The sequence below is a fragment of the Herbaspirillum sp. GW821-FHT09A12 genome (assembly GCF_059418325.1).
Window position 1 is genome coordinate 1 of sequence record NZ_JBWKPR010000005.1, and the last position, 25,861, is coordinate 25,861.

Genomic DNA, 25,861 nt, shown 5'->3' on the forward strand with positions numbered 1-25,861 from the left:
TTGGCGGCAGTTGCGGTGGCGGCGGGCGCTGCAGCCGTCGGCTCCATCGCCGGCCAGGGCTTTGCGATTGCCACCGGTCAGCAGGACAGTTTCAGTTGGAAACAAGTGGGTCTGTCGGCACTGGGCGGCGCCGTATCGGCGGGCGTGGGCAGTGCCTTGAACAGCAGTACGGCCACCAACATATTGAACAAGCTGGGCGACATTGGCCAGGCTGGGCGTGCCATGGTGCAAGCGGGTATCGGCAACATCGCCAGCCAGGGCATCATGACGGCTGCGGGCCTGCAACACAGCTTCGATTGGCGCGGGGTGGCGGCGAGTGCTGCTGCCGCGGGTGTGGGGTATGCAGCGGGCAAGGCCGCCAACTCCATGATGGGTTATGACCTCCAAAATGGATTTAATTGGGGCAAGCAGTTTGCGCACAATACCGTCTCAGGGATCGCATCGGGAGCGGCCTATGGCGCCCTGATGGGACGCGCCCCGCATGCGGGGCAACTGATAGCCGGCGCCGCCATGAGCGGAGCGATGGGGGCGACTGAGATGGAGCGGCGGCTGATGGCTGCGCAGCAGCAGAATCGGGAATTGGATTTCCAGCGCGATGTGGAAAACCGGCGCATGAGCAATCCGTTGTTGCAGGCGATGGCGGAACGCCAAGCAAGGGACGCTGTTGGTTTAGCTGAGGCACAGCGGGAATTCTTGTGGTCTTCTGTTGCTGGAGTAGGTACTGGCGTGAATCTGCGGCAGATGAAAAGTTCGCCAGAATTGGAATTGGCGGCACGTAACTTTGCACGTGCGACGGGGATGGCACAATACCAGTCGGTCGGTACCGATCGTCATGGAGAGCAATCGTCTGTCATGGATCGAATGCCGAAGACAGATACCGTGTGGAGTTTCCGCGAAGCTAGCATGGTTCAGCGCAGGTTAGATGATGCAAAGACTCCAATGGCGGTGAATTACTCTCCGTCAGAAACAGTAAACCCAACATACAAAGCTGTTTCTTCACTGATAGGAATGTTCGCCGATGGCTTGAGCATCATTAGCGGTGGGGCGATGACAATAACTGGAGTGGGATTGACTGCCGCGCCTGAACCGACGACGCTGACGAAGTGGGCTGGCGTTCCATTGACCGCCTTTGGCGCGACTTATACAGCTAAGAGTGCTGTGGGTTTCGGTCTGAACTTTACGAATTTTGTCACGGCGCTAAAAGGCTCCTCATCAGAATCCGCTTATATGCCTGGCAGTGCGTTGGAGTGGACCGTGCGTGCAAGCGGCGGATCACCTGAGCAAGAGCGTCTTGCAGTAGCTGCTGACATGGCTTGGGGATTGGCTGGTGGTAGGGTGTTAAATGCGAGACTGGCAACGGGTGTCGTAACTAATCCACGTGTTGCAGCGCTTTTACAGCCTGCTCTTGTTACATCGGTTGCAAGGCAGATGACAATTCTGGCGCCGAATCAATGGAATGCAATAACTCGAATCGAGCCTAGAATTGGACTTATCGATCTTAACTTTAAAGTGAACGACAACATTGCCCAGCCTTGGATTCAATGGCACACAACAAGTGATAAGTAAGACGGAGGTTGAAATGCGTATTGGCGATAATCTGTCACCTTTCTGGCAGAACGTTGTAACTATTTTGTGGTGCCTAAGTTATGGATTGAACTTCATAACAGCAATATCTTCTTTGTGGGGATGGTACGTTGTTGGATTTGTTTCATGTGCAGTTCTGATCGTTTTTGTGATCGACGAGCGCAAGGGAATCCAAGCTGCTTTCGCTGCTAGCGGGAAAAAATATGATCGTTTGTATGCCCTTTACATGTTGGTATTGGCGGTAGTTGCAACAGGAATTAATGTCGCCTTGGTTGGTATTTGGTTTGTCGGGAGAACTTGAATAAATTTCGGTAGTAACGGAACCTAGACTATTGTGGTAACGGCTACGTCAAGATACCTCAAGAATTGGCTGCCTTGTACAACCGGGATACTGCTCGATTAGTGTGTTCGAGAGAAAGATTTCTTCGGCACACGGGCATGCGAATAGTTGTCGGTTGCGTGCTACGTCACATTGCTTTAGTTGGCAACTTTGGCTCGGAGTCTGGAAATGCTGCAATAAATGGAATTCAGAAAAATTTAGAAAGAAAAAATAATGATCCGCTTAATTTTTCTTCTAATAAAAATATACCTAATGACCATATTATGTTTCGGAGTAATGAAAGTCGCCATCATAGTGGCAGCCGAATTTTTCTATAACGGAAATTATTCATGGTCGATTGCAGATGCCAGACCTGTATTTATATATGGATCTCTTTTAGCGTTCTATTTCTGGGTATTCGCAATAGTGCAATATATTCGCTCTAGAAAAATATAGGGTTATCTCAGCTGTGTGGGAAATGCCCCTCGGGAAATCAATGTCATGGGGGTAACGTCGCCTTTCTGTAGTGTCATAATTTTCGTGTTCAAGGCGGCTTAGTAATAAAACACCCGGCCGCACGAAGCGATCAGCGCAGAGGATAGAAAACTGGTTATCGCCGTCTTCCAGTCATGGCAGATCTACTCCAAGAGACGCTAAAAACACTAACATTAATTTCTGTTCAGATTTTTTGGGGAAGATCATGATGGCCGATGGCAGGGTAGCGGCCTAGCCAACCTATAGAGCCGATGGTAATTTTCTTGGAAAGATTCTTAAAGGATTTACTGATAACCAGAATAAGTGAGCGTTATAATTAATTTTCATGCAGGGGGATTGCTACTCTTCTTCCGTCAGTTATGCCTGATCGAACATTGTGATTTGATCGCGGAGACATGACGCATTCATTTACTAATACGGATGGTTAGGAGAGAGTATGTTGCAACGCTATTTGGGTATTGCGCTAATTGCATTGGCACTCGTCGGCTGTGCTTCAGTTCCGATGGGAGAGCCGCATCAGGATGCGGCTGCGAAAACGTTTGTTGCCAAGCCGGATGTTGCGGGCGTTTATATTTATCGTAATGAAAATCTTGGTTCCGCAAAGAAGATTAATGTCAACATGGATGGGAAGTATCTGGGCCAAACGGCGGCGAAAACTTACTTCTATACAGAGGTTGAGCCTGGCAAGCATACCGTTACATCGACAGCGGAAAATACTGATAGTTTGAGCTTCGACGTTGTTGCGGGAAAACTCTATTTCATCTGGCAGGAAATCAAGATGGGCATGCTCGATGCGCGCACCAAATTGCATCTCGTCAGTGAAGAGGTGGGTAAGAAGGGGGTGCTGGAGAGTAAGTTGGCTGCACCTCAGGCCGCAAAGTAACCGGTTCAAGGTTGGCGGCCACTGTGCTGAGCCGTATTGCTCCTATGGCAATGTTGCCGGTAACCTGATTGCTTAGTACACATTCTTCAGTTTGGCGTTGCGCATATTGGGAGGGGGATGTTCTTATCCTGCTTAATAAGCCGGGGTGACGTTCCTGCAGCCTGAAGAGAACAAGCGATAGAGCCCTGCCTGTGGGCTTCGAAGGAGCGCCCACAGGTATAATGTCGGCCTCATGTCCGTTACCAAGCCTTCCACTCCAGCCCCTTCCGGCAAGCCGCCACGGGCGACTCGCTCCGATGTCCCGCCTGCCGTGCGCAATCCTTTGCCGCCGGTTACTTTCCCGGAAGAATTGCCGGTTTCCGGCCGCCGCCATGAAATCGCCGAGGCGCTGCGGCGGCACCAGGTCATCATCGTCAGCGGCGAAACCGGTTCCGGCAAGACTACCCAGCTTCCCAAGATCTGCCTGGAGCTCGGGCGCGGTGAAAAAGGGCTGATCGGCCACACGCAGCCGCGCCGTATCGCGGCTTCGTCGACTGCCAAGCGCATTGCGCAGGAGTTGAATTCGCCGCCGGGCGAACTGGTCGGCTACAAGGTGCGTTTCAATGACACCTTGTCCAAGGGGGCCTGGATCAAGCTGATGACCGACGGCATCCTGCTGGCCGAGACCCAGACCGATCCGCTCTTGCGCCAGTACGACACCATCATCATCGACGAGGCGCATGAACGCAGCCTCAACATCGATTTCCTGCTGGGTTACCTGAAGCAGCTGTTGCCCAAGCGTCCCGACCTGAAGGTGATCATCACCTCGGCCACCATCGACGCCGACCGCTTCGCCCGCCACTTCGGCCGCGAAGTCAAAGGCGCGCAGGGTCCCGAGATTGTGCCGGCGCCGGTGATCGAAGTCTCCGGGCGCCTGTATCCGGTGGAGATCCGTTACCGTCCGATCGACAATGCCGACCGCAGCGGCGCCAGCCAGGTCAGCGCCGAGGTGGCGCAGGCGCGTGCCCGCGCCGAAGGCCGGGCATCGCAGGCGCAGAAAGACCGCGAGCAGCGCGACCTGATGGATGCGGTGGTGGATGCGGTCGATGAACTTTCCCGCATCGGCTCCGGCGATGTGCTGGTATTCCTGCCCGGCGAGCGCGAGATCCGCGACGCCGCCGAGGCGCTGCGCAAGCACCATCCGCCGCATGTGGAGATCTTGCCGCTGTTCGCGCGCCTGTCGGCGCAGGAGCAGGAGCGCGTCTTCAAGATCAGCAACGCGCGCCGCATCGTGCTGGCGACCAACGTCGCCGAGACTTCGCTGACGGTGCCGGGCATCCGTTATGTGGTCGATGCCGGGCTGGCGCGCGTAAAGCGCTACAGCTACCGCAACAAGGTCGAGCAATTGCAGATCGAGCCGGTGGCGCAGTCGGCCGCCAACCAGCGCGCCGGCCGTTGCGGCCGGGTGGCGGCCGGCGTGTGCATCCGCCTGTACGACGAACAGGATTTTTTGCAGCGCCCCAGGTTCACCGAGCCGGAAATCCTGCGTTCTTCGCTGGCTTCGGTCATCTTGCGGATGAAGTCGCTGCACCTGACCGATGTCGAAACTTTTCCCTTCATCGAGCCACCGCTGGGCCGCGCGATTGCTGACGGCTACCAGTTGCTGCAGGAGCTGGGCGCGGTGGAAGAGCAGGATGGCGTCAACCGCCTGACGCCGCTGGGCAAGCAGCTCGCCAAGTTGCCGCTGGACCCGCGCGTGGGCCGCATGATCCTGGCCGCGCGCGACAACGCCTGCCTAACCGAACTGCTGGTCATTGCCGCCGCGTTGTCGGTGCAGGATCCGCGCGACCGGCCCATGGAGGCGCAGAACGCGGCCGACAACGCGCACAAGAAATTTGCCGATGAGAAGTCCGAATTCGCCAGTTACCTCAAGATCTGGAAGTGGTTCGAAGACGCCATCGCGCACAAGAAATCCAACCGCCAGCTGCAGGAACATTGCCGCGAGAACTTCCTCTCGCAGTTGCGCTTGCGTGAGTGGCGCGATGTCCATTCGCAGTTGCTGACCATCGTCAAGGAGCAGGGCTGGCGTCTCAACGAAGCGCCGGCGACGTATGACCAATTGCACCTGGCGCTGTTGACGGGCTTGCTCGGTAACATCGGTTTCAAGTCGGAAGACGATGCCCAATACCTGGGTGCGCGTGGCATCAAATTCAATATCTGGCCGGGTTCGCACCTGACCAAGAAGCCGGGCCGCTGGGTGATGGCGGCCGAGCTGGTCGATACCGCGCGCCTGTATGCGCGCTGCGTGGCCAATATCCAGCCGGAATGGCTGGAAAAGATCGGCGGCCACCTGCTGAAGAAATCCTGGGGCGAACCGCGCTGGGAAAAGCGCGCCGCGCAGGTCACCGCTTCCGAGCGCGCCACCTTGTACGGCCTGGTGGTGTACAGCCAGCGCCGCATCAATTACGGCAACATCAATCCGGACGAGGCGCGCGAGATCTTCATTCGCGACGGGTTGGTGGGCGGCGATTTCGATACCCGCGCGCCGTTTTTCGCGCACAACCAGAAACTGGTACGCGAGATCGAGAACCTGGAACACAAATCGCGCCGGCTCGACGTGCTGGTGGACGATGAACTGATTGCCGCTTTTTACGACAAGCTGGTGCCGGCCGAGGTCTGCAATGGCGTCGATTTCGAGAAGTGGCACAAGCAGGCCACCGCCGCCGATCCCAAGCTGCTGTATCTCAATCGTGACGACCTGATGCGCCACGAGGCGGCCGGCGTCACCACCGAGCTGTTCCCCAAGACCATGAACGTGGCCGGCATCGCCATGGCGCTGTCTTACCACTTTGAGCCGGGCGCCACGCGCGATGGCGTCACGCTGACCGTGCCGCTGTACGCGCTCAACCAGGTGTCGGCCGACCGCTGCGAATGGCTGGTGCCGGGCATGCTCAAGGAAAAGGTGCACCTGCTGCTGAAGTCGCTGCCGCAAAAACTGCGCCGCCACTGCGTGCCGTTGCCGGACTATGCGGCGAAGTTTTGCGAGCGCATGGAAGAGCGAAAGATCTTCGGCCGCGGCAACCTGACCGACGCCATCATCGCTGACATCCGCGAGCAGATCACCATCCTGGTCAAGGCCAGCGACTTCAAGCAGGAGACCTTGCCGGCGCACCATGCGATGAATTTCAAGATCGTCGATGAGCATGGCCGCCAGTTGGAGATGGGCCGCAACCTCGCCGCCCTGCAAGCCGAATTCGGCGGCCAGGCGCGCCAGCAGTTCCAGAAGCTGGCCGAGCAGGTGGCGATTGCGCCGCGCGACGAGGACGAGGGCAACGACGTACCGCAACCGCAATCTGGAAAGCCGGCCCAGCGGGCGGCAGCCCAACCGGCCGCCGCGGCGCCGGTTGCGGTTGGCGAGTACGGCAACCTGACCGGCTGGAGCTTCGGCGAATTGCCGGAACTGCTGGAAATCACGCGCGGCGCCGGCAAGCAGGCACAGACGCTGATCGGCTTCCCGGCCCTGGTGGACCGCAAGACGCATTGCGACCTGGAAGTGTTCGACGATCCGGCCGAAGCGGCGCGTTTCCATTACGCCGGCCTGCGCCGCCTGTTCGCGCTGCAGATGAAGGAGCAGTTGAAGTACCTGGAAAAGAACATTCCCGGCCTGCAGCAGATGGGCATGCAGTTCATGGCGTTGGGAGCGCAGGAAGAATTGCGCGACCAGATCCTCAATGCCGGCCTGGAGCGCGCCTTCCTGCAAGATCCGTTGCCGAAGAATGCCGACGAGTTCAACAAGCGCAAGGAGGAAGGCAAGGCGCGCCTGGGCCTGCTGGTCAATGAAATCGCGCGCCTGGCCGGCCAGATCCTGGCCGAGTACCACTCGCTGCCCAAGAAACTGCAGGGCATCAAGGCGCATGCCCAGGCGGCAGCCGATATCCAGTCCCAGCTTGCGCAACTGGTTGGCAAGCGTTTCGTGGCCGAGACCGACTACGCCAACCTGACGCACTATCCGCGTTACCTGAAAGCCATCAACGTACGGCTGGACAAGCTGCGCGCCGACCCCGCGCGCGATACGCGCCTGCTGGCCGAATGGAACCAGGTGGCCTTGCCCTATCAGCGCGGCCTGAAAGAGCGCGCCGGACGCGCCGACCCCAAGATGACCGAGTTCCGCTGGATGCTGGAAGAGCTGCGCGTGTCGCTCTATGCGCAGGAGCTGAAGACGCCGATGCCGGTGTCGGTCAAGCGGCTGCAGAAGGTGTGGGAGAGCATGCAGCGCTGAACCGGGGTTGGTTGTTGTGGAAAAACAGGCGGGCAAAGGGGGCGAAGCAGGCTTTTAGCGGTTCGCCGTCCTTTTTCGCGTAAAATTGCGCATCTTCAGAGATTGTCAAAACACCATGTCTATCAAGTCAGATAAGTGGATCCGCCGCATGGCCGAGCAGCAGGGCATGATCGAGCCCTTTGAGCCGGGCCAGGTCCGTACCTCCGCCGATGGCGCCAAGATCGTGTCTTATGGCACGTCGTCGTATGGCTACGATATCCGTTGCGCCAACGAATTCAAGATCTTCACCAACATCAATTCCACCATCGTCGATCCCAAGAACTTCGACGAGAAGTCCTTCGTGGACTTCAAGGGCGATGTCTGCATCATCCCGCCGAATTCCTTCGCGCTGGCGCGCACCGTCGAGTACTTCCGCATTCCGCGCAGCGTGCTGACGATCTGCCTGGGCAAGTCGACGTACGCGCGTTGTGGCATCATCGTCAACGTCACGCCTTTCGAGCCGGAATGGGAAGGTTACGTCACGCTGGAGTTCTCCAATACGACCCCGCTGCCGGCCAAGATCTACGCCGGCGAAGGCTGCGCACAGGTGCTGTTCTTCGAGAGCGATGAAATCTGCGAGACCTCGTACAAGGACCGCGGCGGCAAGTACCAGGGCCAGCATGGCGTGACGCTGCCCAAGACCTGAACGCCCGACTGGGCAATCAGGATCAGGCAAAGGCCTCCGCTTGGAGGCCTTTGTCGTTTCAGCGGCGTCCCCAGGCTAGCGTTTTTTCTGCGCCGCGCTCAGCTTCAGGGCTTCGCTGCGCATCAGCGCCACCGCGCCGCCGATTTCTCCTTCGCGGTAGGCCAGGTGCAGGGGCGCCTTCAGGGCCGGCGCATCGTTGAGCTTGAGATAGGTCACGCCTTCGGCGCTGACGTGCATCATCGATGCCGGAATCACCGCGACCCCCAGGCCGGCGGCGACCAGGCTCAGCGTCGACAGGTTCTTGCGCGCCTCTTGCGTTACGCGCGGGCTGAAGCCGGCGCTGCGGCAGGCGGCGATGATGGTGTCGTACAGGCCGGGGCCGCTGGGGCGGCGCGTCATGATGAAGGATTCATCGGCCAGCGCCGACAGCGCGATGCTCTTTTTGTGGCCCTTGCCTGCCAGCCGATGGTCGGCGGGGAGGGCGGCCACCATTTCTTCGACCAGTACGGTTTCTATCGCGATGCCGGTGGCGTCGCCCGCCGGGGAGCGCACGAAGGCCAGGTCCAGCTGCTTCTTGCGGATCGCCTCGACCAGCTCGGCGGTGTTGGTTTCTTCGACCGTCAGCGCCACGTCCGGCGCCGCGGCGCGGAAGGCGCGGATCACGGCCGGCACGAACGGGTGCAGCGACGCCGATTCGGTAAAGCCGACTGCGATGCGCCCCATCTTGCCCTGGGCGATGCGGCGCACGCCGGCCACCGTGGCATCCACCTGCGCCAGGATGGCGCGTGCATCGTCCAGCAGGGCGGCGCCGCTTTCGGTCAGTTCCATGCCGCGCGGCATGCGGTTGAACAAGGTCACGCCGAGTTCCTTCTCCAGCACGCGAATCTGCTGCGACAACGGCGGTTGCTGGATGCCGATGCGCTGGGCGGCCTTGGTCAGGTGGCCCTCTTCGGCCACGGCGATGAAGTAGCGCAGCAGGCGCAAATCGATGTGGGGTGACATATCGGTTTAATATGGATTGAGTATCTGACATATATTAGACAAAAACCCTCCCCGAGAGTAGCCTTTCATTCGTGCGGCAATGGCGCCGCAGCAGTATTGCGAGATGAACATGAGCACTTCCGAACATACCCCGGCCAACGCCGCCGTACCCGATGCATCCAATGCACCCGATGCGCCAGATGGACAAACGGCAGGCTTCACCCCACCCACTTCCAAAGAACTGTTCCTGGGCTTCCTCGGCCTGGGCATGACCGCTTTCGGCGGCGCGTTGCCGCTGGCGCACCGGATGGTGGTCGAGCGCCGGCGCTGGCTGTCCGAAGCCGAATTCGTGCAATTGCTTGGCCTGTGCCAGTTCCTGCCGGGCGGCAACATCATTAACCTGTCGGTGGCGCTGGGCATGAAATTCCGCGGCGTCAAGGGCGCGCTGGCGGCGATCTTCGGGCTGATCGCGGTGCCCTCGGCGGTGGTGGTGGTGCTGGGCATCATCTACCAGCATTACCAGCACGACCCCAACGTCAAGCACCTGTTCGCCGGCCTGGCCGCGGCGGCGGCCGGCCTGCTGATCCAGATGGCGGTGAAGATCGCGCTGCCGCTGCGCAAGAACATGGTGTTGGCGGCGGTGGCCATCGTCTGCTTCGTGGCGATCGCTTTTTTGCGGATTCCGCTGCTGTGGGTGATGCTGGCGATGACGCCGATCAGCGTGCTGCTGACGGCACGCTACGGCGACAGGTTCTCCGCCAAACCGCAAGCTGCGGCGGAGAAGGAGGCAGCGGGCAAGGAAACGGCGAAGGAGGGCGCAAAATGAGCCAGACCCTGATTGCGTTGGCCGTCATCATGACCCAGCTCTCGGTGCTGGCTTTCGGCGGCGGCAACACCATCCTGCCGGAGATGCAGCGCCAGGTGGTGGAAGTCCATCACTGGATGACGGCCGAAGACTTCAGCGCACTGTTCGCGCTGGGCCAGGCCGCTCCCGGCCCCAACCTGATGGTGGTGACCCTGGTCGGCTGGCACGTGGCCGGCTTCTGGGGCATGCTGGTGACCACCTTCGCCAAGTTCGGCCCGTCCTCGCTGATCACCATCATCATGCTGCACGTATGGGAGCGCTTCAAGGACAAGCCGTGGCGTCGCCATGTGCAGGCCGGCCTGTTGCCGGTGACCGGCGGGCTGGTGGCGGCCAGCGCCTTGCTGATCGCCCAGGCCTCGATCACCCATGGTTTCCTGGCCGCGATCACCGCCGCCACCGCCGTCATCGCGTTGAAGACCAAGATCCATCCCTTGTGGCTGCTGTTCGGCGGCGCGTTGGCCGGGTATTTTTATCTTGGTTCATTCTAAGAATTAGAACCATCAAAAACAAAGCCGATACCGGCGTACGGTATCGGCTTTGTCTTTTCCGCAGCGCAGGCCGGGAGGCCGGCGCATCGGGCCTTACTGTTTCACGCAGTCGACGAAGTAGTCGCGCTTGCCATTGACTTCGCGCTTGACCAGGCCGTGCACGTCGGTTTCGAAGCCGGGAAATTTCTCGTTGAAATCGCGTGCGAATTTCAGGTAGTCGACGATGGTCTTGTTGAAGCGCTCGCCCGGGATCAGCAGGGGAATGCCCGGCGGGTAAGGCGTCAGCAGGATCGAAGTGACCCGGCCTTCCAGCTCGTCCAGCGGCACGCGGTCGATCTCGCGATGCGCCATCTTGGCGAAGGCGTCGGAGGGCTTCATGGCCGGTTGCATGTCCGACAGGTACATTTCGGTGGTCAGGCGCGCGACGTCGTAGGCCTTGTAGGTCTCATGGATCTGCTGGCACAGGTCGCGCAGGCCGAGGCGCTCGTAGCGCGCGTTGCGGCCCTGGTTGGCGGCGGCGAACTCGGGCAGGATGCGCCAGATCGGCTGGTTCTTGTCGTAGTCGTCCTTGAACTGCTGCAGAGCGGTGACCAGCGTGTTCCAGCGGCCCTTGGTGATGCCGATGGTGAACATGATGAAGAACGAATACAGGCCGCACTTTTCGACGATGACGCCGTGCTCGGCCAGGTACTTGGTCACGATCGAGGCCGGGATGCCGGTCTCGCCGAACTGGCCGTCGAGCGACAGGCCGGGGTTGACGATGGTGGCCTTGATCGGGTCGAGCATGTTGAAGCCTGGCGCCAGGTTGCCGAAGCCGTGCCAGTCGTCTTCAGCCTTGATGACCCAGTCTTCGCGCTCGCCGATGCCGTCGGTGGAGAAGCTGTTGGGGCCCCACACCTGGAACCACCAGTCGAGGCCGAACTCCTGGTCGATCTTCTTCATGGCGCGGCGGAAGTCCAGCGCTTCGAGGATGCTTTCTTCCACCAGCGCGGTGCCGCCCGGCGCTTCCATCATGGCCGCGGCGACGTCGCAGGAGGCGATGATGGAGTACTGCGGCGAGGTCGAGGTGTGCATCAGGAAAGCCTCGTTGAAGGCGTCCTGGTCCAGTTGCACGGTTTCCGATTCGCGCACCAGGATCTGCGACGCCTGCGACAGGCCGGCCAGCAGCTTGTGGGTCGACTGGGTAGAGAAGATCATCGACTTCTTGGCGCGCGGGCGATCCTTGCCGATGGCGTGCATGTCCTTGTAGAAGTCGTGGAAGGTGGCGTGCGGCAGCCAGGCTTCGTCGAAGTGCAGGGTGTCGATCTCGCCGTCGAGCATCTGCTTGAGGGTCTCGACGTTGTACACCACGCCGTCGTAGGTCGACTGCGTGATGGTCAGGATGCGCGGCTTCTTGTTCTTGGCTTCGCGGGCGAAGGGGTTGGCCTCGATCTTCTTGGCGATGCTTTCCAGCGTGAACTCTTCCAGCGGGATCGGGCCGATGATGCCGAGGTGGTTGCGGGTCGGCATCAGGAACACGGGAATGGCGCCGGTCATGATGATCGAGTGCAGGATCGACTTGTGGCAGTTGCGGTCGACTACCACGATGTCGCCCGGCGCCACGGTGGAGTGCCAGACCATCTTGTTGGAGGTCGAGGTGCCGTTGGTGACGAAGTAGCAGTGGTCGGCGTTGAAGATGCGCGCGGCGTTGCGTTCGGAGTTGGCCACCGGGCCGGTGTGGTCCAGCAGCTGGCCGAGTTCTTCGACGGCGTTGCAGACGTCGGCGCGCAGCATGTTCTCGCCGAAGAACTGGTGGAACATCTGGCCCACCGGCGACTTCAGGAAGGCCACGCCGCCCGAGTGGCCGGGACAGTGCCAGGAGTAGGAGCCGTCCTGCGCGTAGTCGACCAGCGCGCGGAAGAACGGCGGCGCCAGGCCGTCCAGGTAGGACTTGGCTTCGCGGATGATGTGGCGAGCCACGAATTCGGGCGTGTCTTCGAACATGTGGATGAAGCCGTGCAGCTCGCGCAGCACATCGTTGGGGATGTGGCGCGAGGTGCGGGTTTCACCGTACAGGTAGATGGGGATGTCGGCGTTCTTGTGGCGGATTTCGCCGACGAAGGCGCGCAGGGCCTTGAGCGCGAAATCGGTTTCCTCATCGGAGCCGGCGCCCAGTTCCTCGTCGTCGATCGACAGGATGAAGGCCGAGGCGCGCGACTGCTGCTGCGCGAACTGGGCCAGGTCGCCATAGCTGGTCACGCCCAGCACTTCCATGCCTTCGGCCTGGATGGCGTCGGCCAGCGCGCGGATGCCGAGGCCGGACGTGTTTTCGGAGCGGAAGTCTTCGTCGATGATGACGATGGGGAAACGGAATTTCATGGTGTTCTCCAGGGCTTGAACGCAGGAGACGCCATAGCGGGCGGCATGCGTTCAGAAGGGCAAAAAGAAACTGCGCCTGGGCGGAAAGCTTGCGCGCCAAAAAAGAAAGCGGATTGTCGCAGATATGCGCAAAAGAGGTGCGCATATTAAGCAAAAAACGGAAAAAAGCAACAGCGGCCGGCGCGCCCGCTTAGCGTCTTTCGTATGTCACAAACGCGTAGTCAAATCCGGAAGTTTCGGCGTGGTGTCGCTCGCGTGCGGTTTCTTGCCAGATTTGCGGATCGAGCGCGGGGAAAAAGGCGTCGCAGTCGAAGGTTTGCTCGATACGGGTGACGATCAGGCGGTTCACCAGCGGCAGCGCTTCGGCATAGATTTGCGCGCCGCCGATGATGAAGGCGGGGCCGTCGCCGGCCAGCTCGGCCGCCGCCGGCAGCGAGGCGGCGGTTTCCACCCCCGCGTGTTGCCAGTCCGCATTGCGCGTGATGACGATATTGCGGCGGTTGGGCAGCGGCCGCCCGATCGACTCGAAGGTCTTGCGGCCCATCAGGATGGCGTGGCCCGAGGTGGTGCGCTTGAAGTGCGCCAGGTCTTCCGGCAGGTGCCAGGGCAGGGTGTTGTTGATGCCGATGCCGTTGTTGCGGTCGGTGGCGACGACGATGGCCAGGTCGCCCGCTGGAGAGGAGGAAGACATACGTGTATACCGTTCAGGTTTTAAGCGCGGCAGGACGCGCGCCTGCCAAACGCATCATGTTACAGGAGCCATGCTGCACTACGGAACTTTCTGCGGCGCCGTCGCCCTTATACCTGACAGTGCCTGGATCGAAAATGTTCGACAGACTGCCCGGCACACGCCCAAGATGCGCTTGGGCAATCACCAGGCGGCACTGGGAGCGATGGAATGGGGTGGCCGCCGCCGCGCGGCGGCGAGCCCGGTTCGGCAACATCGCCATCGGGTTGCGTTGGCCGTTCGGCGCAGGCGTCGCCCCCATCCGGTTCGGTATGGTCATCGTCGGGTTGCCGGAGGTTAATATCTCTGGCAAATGCCGTGTTCAAGCCATCGGCCCGAACAATTCACGCAACATTTGGGTAAACTAGCGCCTTGCTTTCCGGGCCGGTCGCGGCGTACGGCTGCCGCGGGCCGGAAGCATTTCAACCAGAAAATTGCATGTCAGACAAAACAATAATGTCGTTCAAGCTCATCAAATGGCCTGTGCCGGGCTCGTTCCCGCGCCGTGCCGCAAGGCCGGCATGGTGGCGCCGGCTTGTCATTCCGGCAACCATTGCCGGCTTGCTGGCGGTTCATTCGGCAGCCTTCGCCTTCGATTTCAATACGGTGGCCGCACGCGCCAAGACCCTGGCGGCCAAATCGTACAAAAAACCATCCGACGACCTGCCCAAGTCGATCAAGGACCTGAGCTACGAGCAGGCGAACCAGATCCACTTCCGCGCCGAGAAGTCGTACTGGCGCGCGCAGAAGTTGCCGTTCGAGCTTTCCTTCATCCACCTGGGCGGCACCTTCAATGAGCCGGTCAAGGTCAACGAGGTGGTCGGCGGCGCGGTGCGCGAGATCAATTTCAGCCCGGCACTGTTCGATTACAGTGCCAGCCGCAATATCGATCCGCGCGCGCTGCGCAATATCGGTTTCGCCGGCTTTCGTATCCGCTTTCCCGTCAACTCGGCCAAGGCCAAGGACGATGTGCTGACTTTCCACGGCGCGAGCTATTTCCGCGCCATGGGCAAGGGGCAAGGCTACGGCCTGTCCGCGCGCGGGCTGGCGATCGACACCGCCTTGTATTCCGGCGAGGAATTCCCGCGTTTCACCGAATTCTGGCTGGAACGCCCCTCGGCTGACAGCCGCGAACTGACGGTGTATGCGCTGCTGGACTCGCCGCGCGCCACCGGCGCCTATCGCTTTGTGCTCAAGCCCGGCGCCGATACCGTGATGGACGTGAAGGCGCAGATCTACCTGCGCGCCAACGTGACCAAACTGGGCATCGCGCCGCTGACCAGCATGTTCCTGTTCGGCGAGAACCAGCCGGGCCCGGGCGACGATTTCCGTCCCAAGGTGCATGACTCGGACGGCCTGTCGATGCAGTCGGGCACCGGCGAATGGCTGTGGCGCCCGCTGGTCAATCCCAAGCGCCTGCTGGTGACGTCATTCTCGTTCGACAACCCGCTGGGCTTCGGCCTGATGCAGCGCGACCGCGAATTCTCCAGCTACCAGGACCTGGACTACAACTACCAGGCGCGCCCCAGCGCCTGGGTCGAACCCAAGGGCAAGTGGGGTTCGGGCCGGGTGGAGCTGGTGCAGATCCCCACCCCGGACGAAACCAACGACAACATCGTGGCCTACTGGGTGCCGAACAACATGCCCAAGGTCGGCCAGCCGATGAATGTGGAATACCGGCTGTTGTGGCAGAAGGAAAATGAAAAGCGTCCGCCGCTGGCCTGGGTCACGCAGACCCGCTTCGGCCATGGCTACCGTCCCCGGCAGGATGGCAAGCAGGACGATTCCCAGGCCCTGGCCATCGACTTCGACGGCGCCGCGCTGAAGAAACTGGCTGCCACCGCCAGCGTCGAGGGCGTGGTGGAGGCCGATGCCAACGGCAAGATCGTGAGCGTGAACACGCGTAAGAACGACATGACCGGCGGCTGGCGCATCGAAGTCAAGCTGCGCCGGGTGGAAGATAACAAGCCAGTCGAGCTGCGCGGTTTCCTGCGCAATGCCAACGGCGGCGCAACCTTGTCAGAAACGTGGAGCTACATATTACCCCCCAACTAAGGCAGGCATCGGCGGCATCCCAGGCGCTTGAAGACTATCTCGCGCGCCTGCCGTTGTCGCCCGAGCAGCGCCGCGAACTTGCGCAGCGGGCGGGCGAGCTGGGCTCCGGCGATCCGGTGGCCGACCTGCACCGCGTGCTGGCCGATGCGTCCGGGCAGGATGCCCAGGCCTCTCCCGTGATGGCGCAAGCCTCGGTCGATGCACGCTTGCATTTGATGTATCCGGCGGCCGCGGATGCCGCGGCCAGTGCGCCGCTGATCGACAGCGACCGCGGGCGGCCGCATATCGCGCTGGCGCCGCCGCTGAACCGCAAATCGATGGTGCCGCGCCCCTGGGGCGAACTCAACCCCTTCTCCCGCTGGGTGGAAGAGGAAAACCGCCGGCTGGAGCGCCGTCCCAGCCGCTGGCGCCGGGGCAAGAAGGCCAAGGCCGCGGCCGAAGCCGTGCCCGATGACGAGCCGCATTACGTCGAGGACCACCTCGACAGCTCCGACGCCCCGGACCCGAAGGGTCACTGGCAGCATACCGGCAACGTGCGCCGCATCACGCTGCTGGTGCTGATGGTGCTGCAGACCTCGATGGCCACCTACTTCATGAGCGACGTGCTGCCCTACCACGGCACCAAGCCGCTGGAGATGCTGGTGCTGGGCCTGTTCGCGCTGCTGTTCCTGTGGGTGTCGGCCGGTTTCTGGACCGCCATGACGGGCTTTCTGGTCCTGATGCGCGGCGATGACAAATACCTGATCTCGCATGAGAAGGCCGGCAGCAAGGAGATCGCCCCCGAGGCCCGCACCGCGATCGTCATGCCCATCTGCAATGAAGACGTGGCGCGCGTGTTCGCCGGCCTGCGGGCGACCTATGAGTCGCTGGAGCGCACCGGGCAGATCCGGCATTTCGATTTCTTCGTGCTGTCCGACAGCGGCGAGGCCGACATCTGCGCCGCCGAGACCGCCGCCTGGGCTGCCTTGTGCCGCGAGACCGGCGGCTTCGGCCGCATCTTCTATCGCCACCGCCGCCGCCGCGTCAAACGCAAGAGCGGCAACCTGGACGACTTCTGCCGGCGCTGGGGCGCCGACTACCGTTACATGGTGGTGCTCGATGCCGACAGCGTGATGACCGGCGACTGCCTCACCAAGCTCACCCGCCTGATGGAAGAGCATCCCGGCGCCGGCATCATCCAGACCGCGCCGCGCGCGGCCGGGCGCGACACGCTGTACGCGCGCATCCAGCAGTTCTCCACGCGCGTGTACGGCCCGCTGTTCACGGCCGGCCTGCACTACTGGCAATTGGGCGAGTCGCACTTCTGGGGGCACAACGCCATCATCCGCCTGCAGCCCTTCATGAAGCATTGCGCGCTGGCGCCGCTGCCGGGCCGTGGCCACCTGTCCGGCCCGATCATGTCGCACGATTTCGTCGAAGCCTCGCTGATGCGCCGCGCCGGCTGGTCGGTATGGATCGCCTACGACCTCGACGGCAGCTATGAGGAAATGCCGCCCAACCTGCTCGACGAGCTCAGCCGCGACCGCCGCTGGTGCCAGGGCAACCTGATGAACTTCCGCCTGTTCCTGGCGCGCGGCATGCATGTCGTGCACCGCGCGGTGTTCGTCACCGGCGTCATGGCCTATGTGTCGGCGCCGTTGTGGGGGCTGTTCCTGCTGTTGTCCACCTTGCTGCTGGCCGCGCATACGCTGATCGACCCGACCTATTTCGTCGAGCCGCGCCAGCTGTATCCGATCTGGCCCGAATGGCATCCCGAGAAGGCGCTGGCCTTGGTGTCGGCCACCGCGACCATCCTGTTCCTGCCCAAGATCCTGGCGGTGCTGCTGTTTGCGGTGAAGGGCGCGCGCGGCTTCGGCGGCGTGCTGGCGTTGTTGGTCAGCATGGTGATCGAACTGCTGTTCTCGATGGTGCTGGCGCCGGTGCGCATGCTGTTTCACACGCGCTTTGTGCTGGGCGCCTTCCTCGGCTGGGCGGTCGGCTGGAAATCGCCGCCGCGCGCCGACAATGAAACCGGTTGGGGCGAAGCGCTGCGCCGCCACGGCTGGCACTCGCTGCTGGGCCTGGCCTGGGGCGCGCTGGTCTATTGGCTCAACCCATCCTTCATCTGGTGGCTGTTGCCGATCGCCGGTTCGCTGGCGATCTCGATACCGACCTCGGTGCTGTCTTCACGGGTGTCCTTCGGCCGCGGTTTCCGCCGCGCCGGCTTGTTCAAGATCCCGGAAGAAACCGATCCGCCGTTCGAACTGCGCGAAACCGTGCGCCATCTGAACGAGACCCCTGAGCTGCCGGGCTTCGTCGATGCGGTTGTCGATCCATCGTTCAACGCCCTGGTCTGCGCTACCGCGCATGCGCATCCCGGCGTGCCGCAGTTGACGCAGCACCTGCGCGAGAAGCTGGTGCGCACGGCGCTCAGAGACGGCCCGGATGCGCTCAGCGACAAGCAAAAGAACAGCCTGCTGGAAGAGCCGCAATTGCTGTCGCAGTTGCACCAGGCGGTATGGGGCAGGGGGCCGGAAGTGCATGCCGACTGGCTGGCGGCGATCCGGCCGTGATCTTTTTCTGAAACGAGTTCTGGCACACGCAATCGACATGAGCGAACAGCACGACGATTCCCGGCAAGCAACCCAGGCCCCAGTGCCCGCTGGGGATGGCCGCGTACGCCGCAAGCGGGGCGCGCTGTGGGGCGGCGCCATCCTGGCGGTGCTGGTGGCGGGCGCGATCGCCTTGTGGCAGCATCGCCCGGCGCCGCAAGCGGCCAGGGCGGTGCCGGTGAAGCTGGAGACGGTCAAGGTCGAGAAGGCCGACATCGAGCAAGTGGTCAATGCCACCGGCAATGTGGTGGTGCAAACCTATGTGGATGTCGGCTCCAAGGTGGCCGGCCAGATCTCCGATGTGGATGTCGCCATCGGCGAGACGGTCAAGGCCGGCAAGCTGCTGGTGACGGTGTCGCCGGCGGTGCAGAATGGCCGCATCGAAAGCAACCGCGCCCAGCTGGCGCGCCTGAAGGCGGAGCTGGCGGGGCAGAATGCCCAGCTCGACTTCGCCCAGTTGCAGTTCCAGCGCCAGACCCAGCTGAAGGCCGAGAACGCCACGCGCGAAGAGTCGTACGAATCCAGCCGCATGAACATGTACTCGGCCGCGGCCCGGGTGGACGCCACCAATGCCCAGATCCAGCAGACCGAAGCCGCGATCAAGGACGACGAGGCGATCCAGAAGCAGACCCGCATCGAGGCGCCGGTGAGCGGCACCATCGTCACCATGAACGCGCGCGTGGGCCAGATGCTGGGCGCCAACCAGGAAGTGCTGATGCGCATTGCCGACCTCTCGCGCATGACGGTGCAGGTGCCGGTGGCCGAAGAAGACGTCACGCGCCTGCAGCGGGGGATGACCGCGTATTTCACCACGCCCGGTTATCCCGGCAAGCGCTGGAGCGGCAAGCTGCGCCAGATCATGCTGCTGCCCACCGACGACTCCGGCCGCCAGGGCAAGAAGGCGTTCTATACCGTGCTGTTCGATGTCGCCAACCCCAGCCGCGAGCTGATGAGCGGCATGAGCGCCGATGTCTATTTCGTGCTGGCGCGCGTGGAACAGGCGCTGAGCATCCCGCTGTCGCTGGTGACCAAGCCCGGCATGGACGGCACCCAGACCGTGAAGGTGGTGCTGGATGGCAACAAGCTGGAAGCGCGCAAGATCAAGATCGGCATCCGCGATGGCGAGCGCGCACAAGTGACATCGGGCTTGAAGGAAGGGGAGCAGGTACTGATGCCTGCGGCGCCGACGCTGTAAAAATGGTGCAAAGACGGTAATGCCGTTCAGTTAAGGCTAATTCTGAACCCCTCATCACCGAGTCCGTTCGGGCTGAGTAGGCCCGTCAGGGCCGTATCGAAGCCAGCGTGTCAGCGTATCAGCGTCAACGGTCTTGCCTGCCCTTCGATACGCTGCTGCGCAGCTACTCAGGGCGAACGGAGTCTGGACTCCACAAACAAAAATGCCGTTCAGCGCTTAACTGAACGGCATTAGTGCAAAGCCGGCGCATTATCTTCTACGTATCTGACATATGAACTCCAGCCGTCCACCCAAGTTTGCATCGTTGTCCCCGTTGCCGTTGGCGCTGGCATGCGCCCTGGCGCTGGGCGGCTGCGCCTCGCGCATGGTCGGCACCGATCCGCTTCCCGAGATGCAGGTGCCCGATCAATGGAGCACCGGCGCGTTGGCCGACGTCGCGCATGCCGAGCAGCTATGGCCGGATTCGGATTGGTGGCGGCAATTCGGCAGCAGCGAGCTGAGCGCGCTGGTCGATGAAGGGCAGCACAATAATTTCGAGATCGCGGCCGCTTTCTCGCGCGTCAAGCAGGCCGAGGCGCAGGCGCGCATTGCCGGCGCGCCGCTGTTGCCCAATGTCGAGATCAATGCCAGCGCCGCGCGCGACTTGCCGATCTCGGGCGGCTCGCCGGTCAATTCCGCCGGCGCCGCCTTGCAGGTCAGCTATGAGGTGGACTTCTGGGGCAAGAACCGCGCAAGCCGCGACGCCGCCGAAGCCTCGCTGCGCGCCAACCGCTATGACCGCGAGACGGTCGCGCTGACGGTCACCAGCGGCATCGTCTCGACCTACCTGCAGGTGCTGTCGCTGCGCGACCGGCTGGAGATCGCGCGCCAGAACGTCAGCACCGCCGAGCGCGTGCTGCGGCTGGTTGAAGCGCAAAGCCGCGCCGGTTCCGCCTCGCCGCTGGACCTGGCGCGCCAGCGCTCGGCGCTGGCCAACCAGAAGGCGCTGATCCCCGATCTGCAGCAACAGGCGCAGGACGCGCAGACCGCGCTGGCGATCCTGCTTGGCCGCCCGCCGCAGAACTTTACCGTGCAGGAGAAGGGCCTGGCGCGTATCCAGATGCCGCGCATTTCGGCTGGCCTGCCCTCGGAACTGTTGACGCGCCGTCCCGACATCCGCCGCGCCGAAGCCAATCTGGCCGCGGCCAACGCCAACGTCGCGGTGGCGCGCGCGGCGCTGTTCCCCAGCATCACGCTGACCGGCTCCACCGGCGCGCAAAGCAATGCGCTGCTGTCGCTGTTCGACGGCCCCAACCTGTTCGCCAGCATCGGCGCCGGCCTGATCGCGCCGATCTTCGACGGCGGCCGCCTGAAGAACCAGCGCGATCTGGCCATCGCGCAGAAGGAGGAACTGGTGCAGGTATACCGCCAGGGCGTCATCAATTCCCTCTCGGAAGTGGAAAAGGCCTTGGGGGCGATCCGTAGCCTGGAAGAGCGCTATCGGCTCAAGAACGGGGAAGTCGACCAGGCGCGCTTCGCCTTCGACCTGTCTGAAATCCGTTTCCGCGCCGGCGCCGAGGATTTGATGGTGGTGCTGGATACCCAGCGCATCCTGTCGGAAGCGCAGAACCAGTTGGGCCAGATCAAGCTGCAACGGCTGCAGGCCACGGTGTCGTTGTACAAGGCGCTGGGCGGCGGGTGGCACGACGATGCCGCCGGCAATGGAGCGGTGGCGCCCTGAGCCGGCGCCGATACCACGCCAGCCAAGGCGCACCCTGAAACAAAGTAACGCGAAGCCCTCATGGCCAGCCGGGAAATGGCCATGAGGGCTTTGTCGTTTCGCCATCCTGCAGGATGCCGCTCGCCTCTTGCCTCTGCCTCTTGCCTCTGCCTCTTGCCTCTGCCTCTGCCTCTTGCCTCTTGCCTCTCACTTGTGACGCAGGCCGGATATCGATTGTTCTTAATGCGAATGATTGTTATTATATTGTGCAATTCGCCGCGCCCGATTGCCGATTAGAAACAAGAACATAGGCAATATAGCGGGCCGGCTCAATCGCCACCGAGAGCCACGACGTTTCGCATGCCACTGTCCTACGCCAAGCAAGATACCGATGAAGTGAAGCGGGAAGCCGGTCGCCCGGACCGCCGGCATGACGGCCGGCCGGCGTGTGATTGCCTGTAGCGTGCCATGTCGGCGTCCACTTCTGCTTCCAGGCAAAATGTCCAGTCGCTCTATCGGGAGCATCATGGCTGGCTGCATCGCTGGATCATCCGCAAGGTAGGCGACGGTTTTGAAGCAGCCGATCTGGCGCACGATGTCTTCGTCCGGATCCTGGCGCGGCCCAATGGCGCGGACTATCGCGAACCGCGGGCCTATCTCAGCACCGTTGCGCGCAATCTCATCGTTGAGCAATGGCGCCGGCGCGAATTGGAACGTGCCTGGCTGGAAAACCTGGCCGCCATGCCGGAAGCCACGGCGCCTTCGCCGGAGAGCCGGTGCTTGCTTTTGGAAGCGCTGGTTCAAATCGACCAAATGCTCGACGCCTTGAAACCCAAGGTGCGAACGGCGTTTCTGCTGGCGCAGCTTGAAGGGATGACTTGCCCGCAGATTGCCGAACGGATGGGCGTTTCAAGAGCTACCGTTGAACGCTATATCGCTTCGGCCCTGCTGCATTGCTGCTTCCTGGATGTGGCGCCATGAGTACGCGAGGCATCAGTACGCGAGGCATATCGGCCGCCGTCGACCAGGCGCTTGCCGAGGCTGTCGAATGGGCCGTCAAGATCGAATTCAATCAGCCCGAGGCGTCGACCCGGCTTGAGTTTGAGCGCTGGCTGGCGGCGGATGCGGCCAATGCCGCCGCGTGGGCGCGCGTGTCGAACATTCAGGCGAACTTCCGGAAGTTGCCGGGAGCGCTGGCCGCCAGCGTCCTCAACGCAGCGGACAAGTCTCGCGCAGAGGCCAAGGCGCGCAAGCGCACCGCCTTGAAGTTGATGCTCCTTGCGGCTGCCGGAGTTCCAGCGGCGTGGCTGGCGCGTGAGCGGGCCACGTGGCAGCGTCTGCTTGCCGACGAATCTACGGCGTTCGGCCAGATCCGGACTGTCCAGTTGGCGGATGGAACTGTCATCAGGCTCAATTCGGACAGCGCGATCAGTGTGGACTTGAACGACCGGAGCCGGACCATCACCGCCCGCCGTGGCGAGATGTTGTTCAACACCGGCGCCGACGCGCGATTCGTGGCGCAGGGGCATGCCAAGCGTCCCTTTTGGGTCGATACGCCATTCGGGACCGTGCAAGCGCTCGGCACGCGCTTTGCCGTGCGGCTTGACGCAGACCGCGCGCGCGTCAGCCTCCAAGAGGGGAGCATCCAATTGACGCCGCGCGCCGGAGGCGCCGGGGTCCTTATCCAGCCTGGCCAGACCTGGTGGCTCTATGGCGACCGGAGCGAATTGGCGGCGCCAACGGGCATTGGGCCGGCAGACTGGGCGGATGGCTTGATCATTGCCGACAAGGCCCGGCTGGATGCGCTGGTTTCCGAGCTGGCCCGATATCGCCGGGGCGTCATGACATGCGACGACTCGGTAGCGGGGATGATCGTGTCGGGCTTCTATCAGATTGCCGATACCGATGCCACATTGCGCTTCCTGTCCACCGCCCAGCCCCTCGAGATTGCTTATTTGACACGCTATTGGGTGCGAATCGGGCCGAAACGCCAGCAATAGAATCCAAAAAAATAGAATCCAAAAAAATAGTGTGCGGATTTTGAGGGGTTTCCGAATCTGGTTCGTCCTACAGAGGAAGCATCTTTCAACCTCTTTAGGAAAATCAGTGTTCACTTCCCGCGTCTCCTCCCAATCGGCCGCCAGGCGGCCGGCAGATAGCATGCCCCGCCGTTACTTGAGATGCAGTGCGCTCAGCGTTGCCCTGGGAATGGCGCTGGTGCACATGCAGGTCAATGCGCAGGCGAATTCTGCGCAGGCCGCCGGCGCCAGGACATTCAATATCCAGGCTGGCCCGCTGCGAGCGGCCCTGGAGCAATTCGCCCGCGTGTCGGGTGTCAACGTCGCCTTTGATGGCGATGCGGTTCAGGGCTTGCGCACCCAGGGCGTCACAGGAAACTACGTGCCCGCCGATGCGTTGCATGCCCTGCTGCGCGGAAGCGGCCTGGACGCGGTCGAACAGCCGGACGGCGGCTACTCCCTTCGCAATGCGCCCAATGCGCCCAACGCGGCCACCGGTTCAACCCTGCCGCAGGTGACGGTCACCTCAAGCGCCGACCAGGGAATGCTCCCCGGAACCGTCGCCGGCGGCCAGATGGCGCGCGGCGGACGCCTTGGACTGCTGGGCAATGCCGATGTCATGGATACCCCCTTCAATACATCGAACTACACCGCGCAGGCGATACAGGACCGGCAGGCGCGCACCGTCGGCGACATGGTCGTCAACGATGCATCGATACGCTTCTCCAGCCAGCCCGGGGGGATCCTCGATTCGTTTACGATTCGCGGTTTTGCGGTAGGCGCCGGCAACTTCGGCGAGACGGCCTTCGATGGGACCTATGGCGTTGCGTCAAACTACCGCGTGGCGACGGACTATATCGAGCGCATCGAAGTCATCAAGGGGCCGACCGCGCTCTTGTACGGCATGGCGCCAAGCGGCGGCGTGGGCGGCGGCATCAACATCGTCCCGAAGCGCGCCACGGGACAGGACCTGGCGCAGGTGACGCTGGACTACGCAAGCAATTCGCAAGCCGGCGCCCATGTGGATGTGAGCAAGCGCTTCGGGGACGAGAAGGAGTTCGGGCTGCGCTTCAATGGCGGCTATAGGAGCGGCGACACGGGGTTGGACAACCAGTCCCGCACGGCTGGCGTTGGTGCCCTGTCCCTGGATTATCAAGGCGCCCGGTTCCGGGCATCGCTGGACCTGATTGCGCAAGACGAGAAAATCAATGCGCCGTCGCGCCTGCCGCATATCGTGGCCGGCATACCTGTTCCATCGGCGCCCAACGGTCGGCGCAATATTACCCAGGACTGGGAGTATTCGAAGATTGCCGACCAGTCGGCGCTGCTGAAAACGGAGTTGGATCTGACGGATTCGCTCACCTGGTTTGTCGACGCCGGCGGCGGCCGCACGCGTGTGTCGCGCCTGTTTTCGATTACGCCCAACATCCTCAACAGCGCCGGCGACCTGTCCATGCAGGTTTCCAACTATCGCTTCGATGTGGACCGGACTACCATCGACACCGGCCTCAAGGCGCGCTTCAACACCGGGCCTGTCGAGCACCGCCTGACGCTGATGGTCAATCGGTACAGGGACACGCTCGGTCGCGGCGTCAACAATGCGGCAACTTCGCTGACCAGCAACCTGTATCAACCCGCCAGCAATGCGGCGCAGTATGTCCCCGAGCCGGCTTCCGTGCCCAAGATTTCGGAAGACAAGCTATCCGGCATTGCGATCGGCGATACCCTGTCGATGCTGGACAAGCGCGTCGAACTCACGCTGGGCTTGCGCCACCAGAACGTGCAGTCCTATAACTTCGGCAGCAATGGGGCCATCACCACCAGCTATGACAAAAGCGCCGTGACTCCCCTGATTGGCGTCGTTGTGAAACCTTGGAATAATGTTTCACTGTACGCAAACCGTATCGAGGGGCTGAGCAAAGGGGATACCGCGCCGACGAGCGCATCGAATGGCGGCGAAGTTTTCGCGCCCTACAAGGCCAAGCAGACCGAAGTCGGCGTCAAATGGGAAAAGGGCGATCTGATATCTTCATTGAGCGCCTTCGAGATTAGCAAACCGAGCGGCCAGCAAACCGGACTGATTTACTCGGCCGATGCGCAGCAGCGCAATCGCGGCCTGGAACTGAATGTCTATGGAGAAGTGACGCCAGGCATACGCCTGCTGGCTAGCGCCGCATGGATCAAGGCGGAGCTGACCAGGACGAATAATGCCGCCACCGTCGGCAAGACCGCCATCGGCGTTCCGGAATGGCAAGCCAACCTGGGCGCCGAATTCGATGTGCGTTCGTTGCCGGGGCTGACGCTGACCGGCAACATGTTCTACACCGGCAAGCAATACGTCGATCAGGCGAACACGCAAAGCATCCCGGATTGGACCAAATTCGATGTGGGCGCGCGGTACAAGACCATGGCTTTCGGCAAGCGCGCCACCTATCGCCTGAGCGTACTCAATCTGTTCAACAAGTCGTACTGGGCGGGAGTTGACAGCTATGGCGGCCTTGCCGTCGGGGAACCAAGGACGCTGTTGCTGTCGGCCACGGTCGATTTCTGAAAACGAAGCGCGCAAACAACGAAGCGCTCAAGCAAAAAGCCCGCGAAATGAAAAGCCCCCAAGGCCAGGACGACACTCCGGGCCTTGGGGGCTTTGCATGGCGGGTTTG

Annotated in this window: 18 protein-coding genes; 14 read left to right on the plus strand and 4 right to left on the minus strand. The window is 62.0% G+C overall.

Annotated features, from left to right (window positions below; translation table 11 throughout):
• The 5 genes from AC07N6_RS13635 to dcd all read left to right on the plus strand — a co-directional run.
• On the plus strand, positions 1-1,566 hold a 1,566-nt coding region (locus AC07N6_RS13635), incomplete at its 5' end, for a hypothetical protein (protein ID WP_494782431.1).
• A gap of 13 nt (positions 1,567-1,579) precedes the next feature.
• A complete protein-coding gene (locus tag AC07N6_RS13640; RefSeq protein WP_494782432.1) occupies positions 1,580-1,885 on the plus strand; it encodes a hypothetical protein in 306 nt (101 codons plus the stop codon).
• Positions 1,886-2,834: 949 nt separating this feature from the next.
• Complete coding sequence (locus AC07N6_RS13645; protein ID WP_494782433.1) at positions 2,835-3,281, plus strand: DUF2846 domain-containing protein; 447 nt, start codon at positions 2,835-2,837, stop codon at positions 3,279-3,281.
• Positions 3,282-3,513: 232 nt separating this feature from the next.
• A complete protein-coding gene (gene hrpA, locus AC07N6_RS13650; RefSeq protein WP_494782434.1) occupies positions 3,514-7,539 on the plus strand; it encodes an ATP-dependent RNA helicase HrpA in 4,026 nt (1,341 codons plus the stop codon).
• Between the two features lie 115 nt (positions 7,540-7,654).
• Entirely contained in the window at positions 7,655-8,224 is a 570-nt protein-coding gene (dcd, locus tag AC07N6_RS13655; RefSeq protein WP_050467054.1) for a dCTP deaminase, read from the plus strand.
• A gap of 75 nt (positions 8,225-8,299) precedes the next feature.
• Here the strand turns inward: dcd and AC07N6_RS13660 are convergent, their stop codons facing one another.
• Positions 8,300-9,226: a LysR family transcriptional regulator gene (locus AC07N6_RS13660; RefSeq protein WP_494782435.1), complete on the minus strand. Its 927-nt coding sequence runs from the start codon at positions 9,224-9,226 to the stop codon at positions 8,300-8,302.
• A 109-nt stretch (positions 9,227-9,335) separates the two neighbouring features.
• Here AC07N6_RS13660 and AC07N6_RS13665 point away from each other — a divergent pair, with 109 nt between their 5' ends.
• Positions 9,336-10,031, plus strand: coding sequence for a chromate transporter (locus AC07N6_RS13665; protein ID WP_494782436.1), 696 nt, complete (start codon positions 9,336-9,338; stop codon positions 10,029-10,031).
• Positions 10,028-10,558, plus strand: coding sequence for a chromate transporter (locus AC07N6_RS13670; protein WP_494782437.1), 531 nt, complete (start codon positions 10,028-10,030; stop codon positions 10,556-10,558). The genes AC07N6_RS13665 and AC07N6_RS13670 overlap by 4 nt, the downstream gene beginning before the upstream one ends.
• Before the next feature lie 93 nt (positions 10,559-10,651).
• Here the strand turns inward: AC07N6_RS13670 and AC07N6_RS13675 are convergent, their stop codons facing one another.
• From AC07N6_RS13675 to AC07N6_RS13685, 3 genes are all read right to left on the minus strand, one after another.
• Entirely contained in the window at positions 10,652-12,916 is a 2,265-nt protein-coding gene (locus tag AC07N6_RS13675; protein ID WP_141917318.1) for an arginine/lysine/ornithine decarboxylase, read from the minus strand.
• Between the two features lie 190 nt (positions 12,917-13,106).
• Positions 13,107-13,607 carry a dihydrofolate reductase gene (locus AC07N6_RS13680; RefSeq protein WP_494782438.1) on the minus strand — a complete coding sequence of 167 codons (501 nt, stop codon included), beginning with the start codon at positions 13,605-13,607 and terminating at the stop codon, positions 13,107-13,109.
• A gap of 13 nt (positions 13,608-13,620) precedes the next feature.
• Entirely contained in the window at positions 13,621-13,923 is a 303-nt protein-coding gene (locus AC07N6_RS13685) for a hypothetical protein (protein ID WP_494782439.1), read from the minus strand.
• 158 nt (positions 13,924-14,081) lie between these two features.
• Between AC07N6_RS13685 and AC07N6_RS13690 the strand changes: the two genes are divergently transcribed.
• From AC07N6_RS13690 to AC07N6_RS13720, 7 genes are all read left to right on the plus strand, one after another.
• On the plus strand, positions 14,082-15,698 hold the full coding sequence (locus AC07N6_RS13690) for a glucan biosynthesis protein G (RefSeq protein WP_494782440.1): 1,617 nt from the start codon (positions 14,082-14,084) through the stop codon (positions 15,696-15,698).
• Positions 15,671-18,250, plus strand: coding sequence for a glucans biosynthesis glucosyltransferase MdoH (gene mdoH / locus AC07N6_RS13695; protein ID WP_494782441.1), 2,580 nt, complete (start codon positions 15,671-15,673; stop codon positions 18,248-18,250). Before AC07N6_RS13690 ends, mdoH begins: the two co-directional genes overlap by 28 nt.
• A gap of 37 nt (positions 18,251-18,287) precedes the next feature.
• A complete protein-coding gene (locus AC07N6_RS13700; RefSeq protein ID WP_494782442.1) occupies positions 18,288-19,484 on the plus strand; it encodes an efflux RND transporter periplasmic adaptor subunit in 1,197 nt (398 codons plus the stop codon).
• Positions 19,485-19,755: 271 nt separating this feature from the next.
• Positions 19,756-21,204, plus strand: a complete 1,449-nt coding sequence (locus tag AC07N6_RS13705) for an efflux transporter outer membrane subunit (RefSeq protein WP_494782443.1) — start codon at positions 19,756-19,758, stop codon at positions 21,202-21,204.
• 447 nt (positions 21,205-21,651) lie between these two features.
• A complete protein-coding gene (locus AC07N6_RS13710; RefSeq protein WP_494782444.1) occupies positions 21,652-22,164 on the plus strand; it encodes a sigma-70 family RNA polymerase sigma factor in 513 nt (170 codons plus the stop codon).
• Entirely contained in the window at positions 22,161-23,183 is a 1,023-nt protein-coding gene (locus AC07N6_RS13715) for a FecR family protein (protein WP_494782445.1), read from the plus strand. Before AC07N6_RS13710 ends, AC07N6_RS13715 begins: the two co-directional genes overlap by 4 nt.
• Positions 23,184-23,343: 160 nt before the next feature.
• On the plus strand, positions 23,344-25,752 hold the full coding sequence (locus AC07N6_RS13720; protein ID WP_494782446.1) for a TonB-dependent siderophore receptor: 2,409 nt from the start codon (positions 23,344-23,346) through the stop codon (positions 25,750-25,752).
• Positions 25,753-25,861: the final 109 nt, after the last annotated feature.

What these genes read in the sequence shown, in the direction of transcription:
- AC07N6_RS13640 (WP_494782432.1), top strand. Translation starts at nt 1,580, where the DNA reads ATGCGTATTGGCGATAATCTGTCACCTTTCTGGCAGAACGTTGTAACT.
- AC07N6_RS13645 (WP_494782433.1), top strand. Translation starts at nt 2,835, where the DNA reads ATGTTGCAACGCTATTTGGGTATTGCGCTAATTGCATTGGCACTCGTC.
- hrpA (WP_494782434.1), top strand. Translation starts at nt 3,514, where the DNA reads ATGTCCGTTACCAAGCCTTCCACTCCAGCCCCTTCCGGCAAGCCGCCA.
- dcd (WP_050467054.1), top strand. Translation starts at nt 7,655, where the DNA reads ATGTCTATCAAGTCAGATAAGTGGATCCGCCGCATGGCCGAGCAGCAG.
- AC07N6_RS13660 (WP_494782435.1), bottom strand. Translation starts at nt 9,226, where the DNA reads ATGTCACCCCACATCGATTTGCGCCTGCTGCGCTACTTCATCGCCGTG.
- AC07N6_RS13665 (WP_494782436.1), top strand. Translation starts at nt 9,336, where the DNA reads ATGAGCACTTCCGAACATACCCCGGCCAACGCCGCCGTACCCGATGCA.
- AC07N6_RS13670 (WP_494782437.1), top strand. Translation starts at nt 10,028, where the DNA reads ATGAGCCAGACCCTGATTGCGTTGGCCGTCATCATGACCCAGCTCTCG.
- AC07N6_RS13675 (WP_141917318.1), bottom strand. Translation starts at nt 12,916, where the DNA reads ATGAAATTCCGTTTCCCCATCGTCATCATCGACGAAGACTTCCGCTCC.
- AC07N6_RS13680 (WP_494782438.1), bottom strand. Translation starts at nt 13,607, where the DNA reads ATGTCTTCCTCCTCTCCAGCGGGCGACCTGGCCATCGTCGTCGCCACC.
- AC07N6_RS13685 (WP_494782439.1), bottom strand. Translation starts at nt 13,923, where the DNA reads ATGACCATACCGAACCGGATGGGGGCGACGCCTGCGCCGAACGGCCAA.
- AC07N6_RS13690 (WP_494782440.1), top strand. Translation starts at nt 14,082, where the DNA reads ATGTCAGACAAAACAATAATGTCGTTCAAGCTCATCAAATGGCCTGTG.
- AC07N6_RS13700 (WP_494782442.1), top strand. Translation starts at nt 18,288, where the DNA reads ATGAGCGAACAGCACGACGATTCCCGGCAAGCAACCCAGGCCCCAGTG.
- AC07N6_RS13705 (WP_494782443.1), top strand. Translation starts at nt 19,756, where the DNA reads ATGAACTCCAGCCGTCCACCCAAGTTTGCATCGTTGTCCCCGTTGCCG.
- AC07N6_RS13710 (WP_494782444.1), top strand. Translation starts at nt 21,652, where the DNA reads ATGTCGGCGTCCACTTCTGCTTCCAGGCAAAATGTCCAGTCGCTCTAT.
- AC07N6_RS13715 (WP_494782445.1), top strand. Translation starts at nt 22,161, where the DNA reads ATGAGTACGCGAGGCATCAGTACGCGAGGCATATCGGCCGCCGTCGAC.
- AC07N6_RS13720 (WP_494782446.1), top strand. Translation starts at nt 23,344, where the DNA reads ATGCCCCGCCGTTACTTGAGATGCAGTGCGCTCAGCGTTGCCCTGGGA.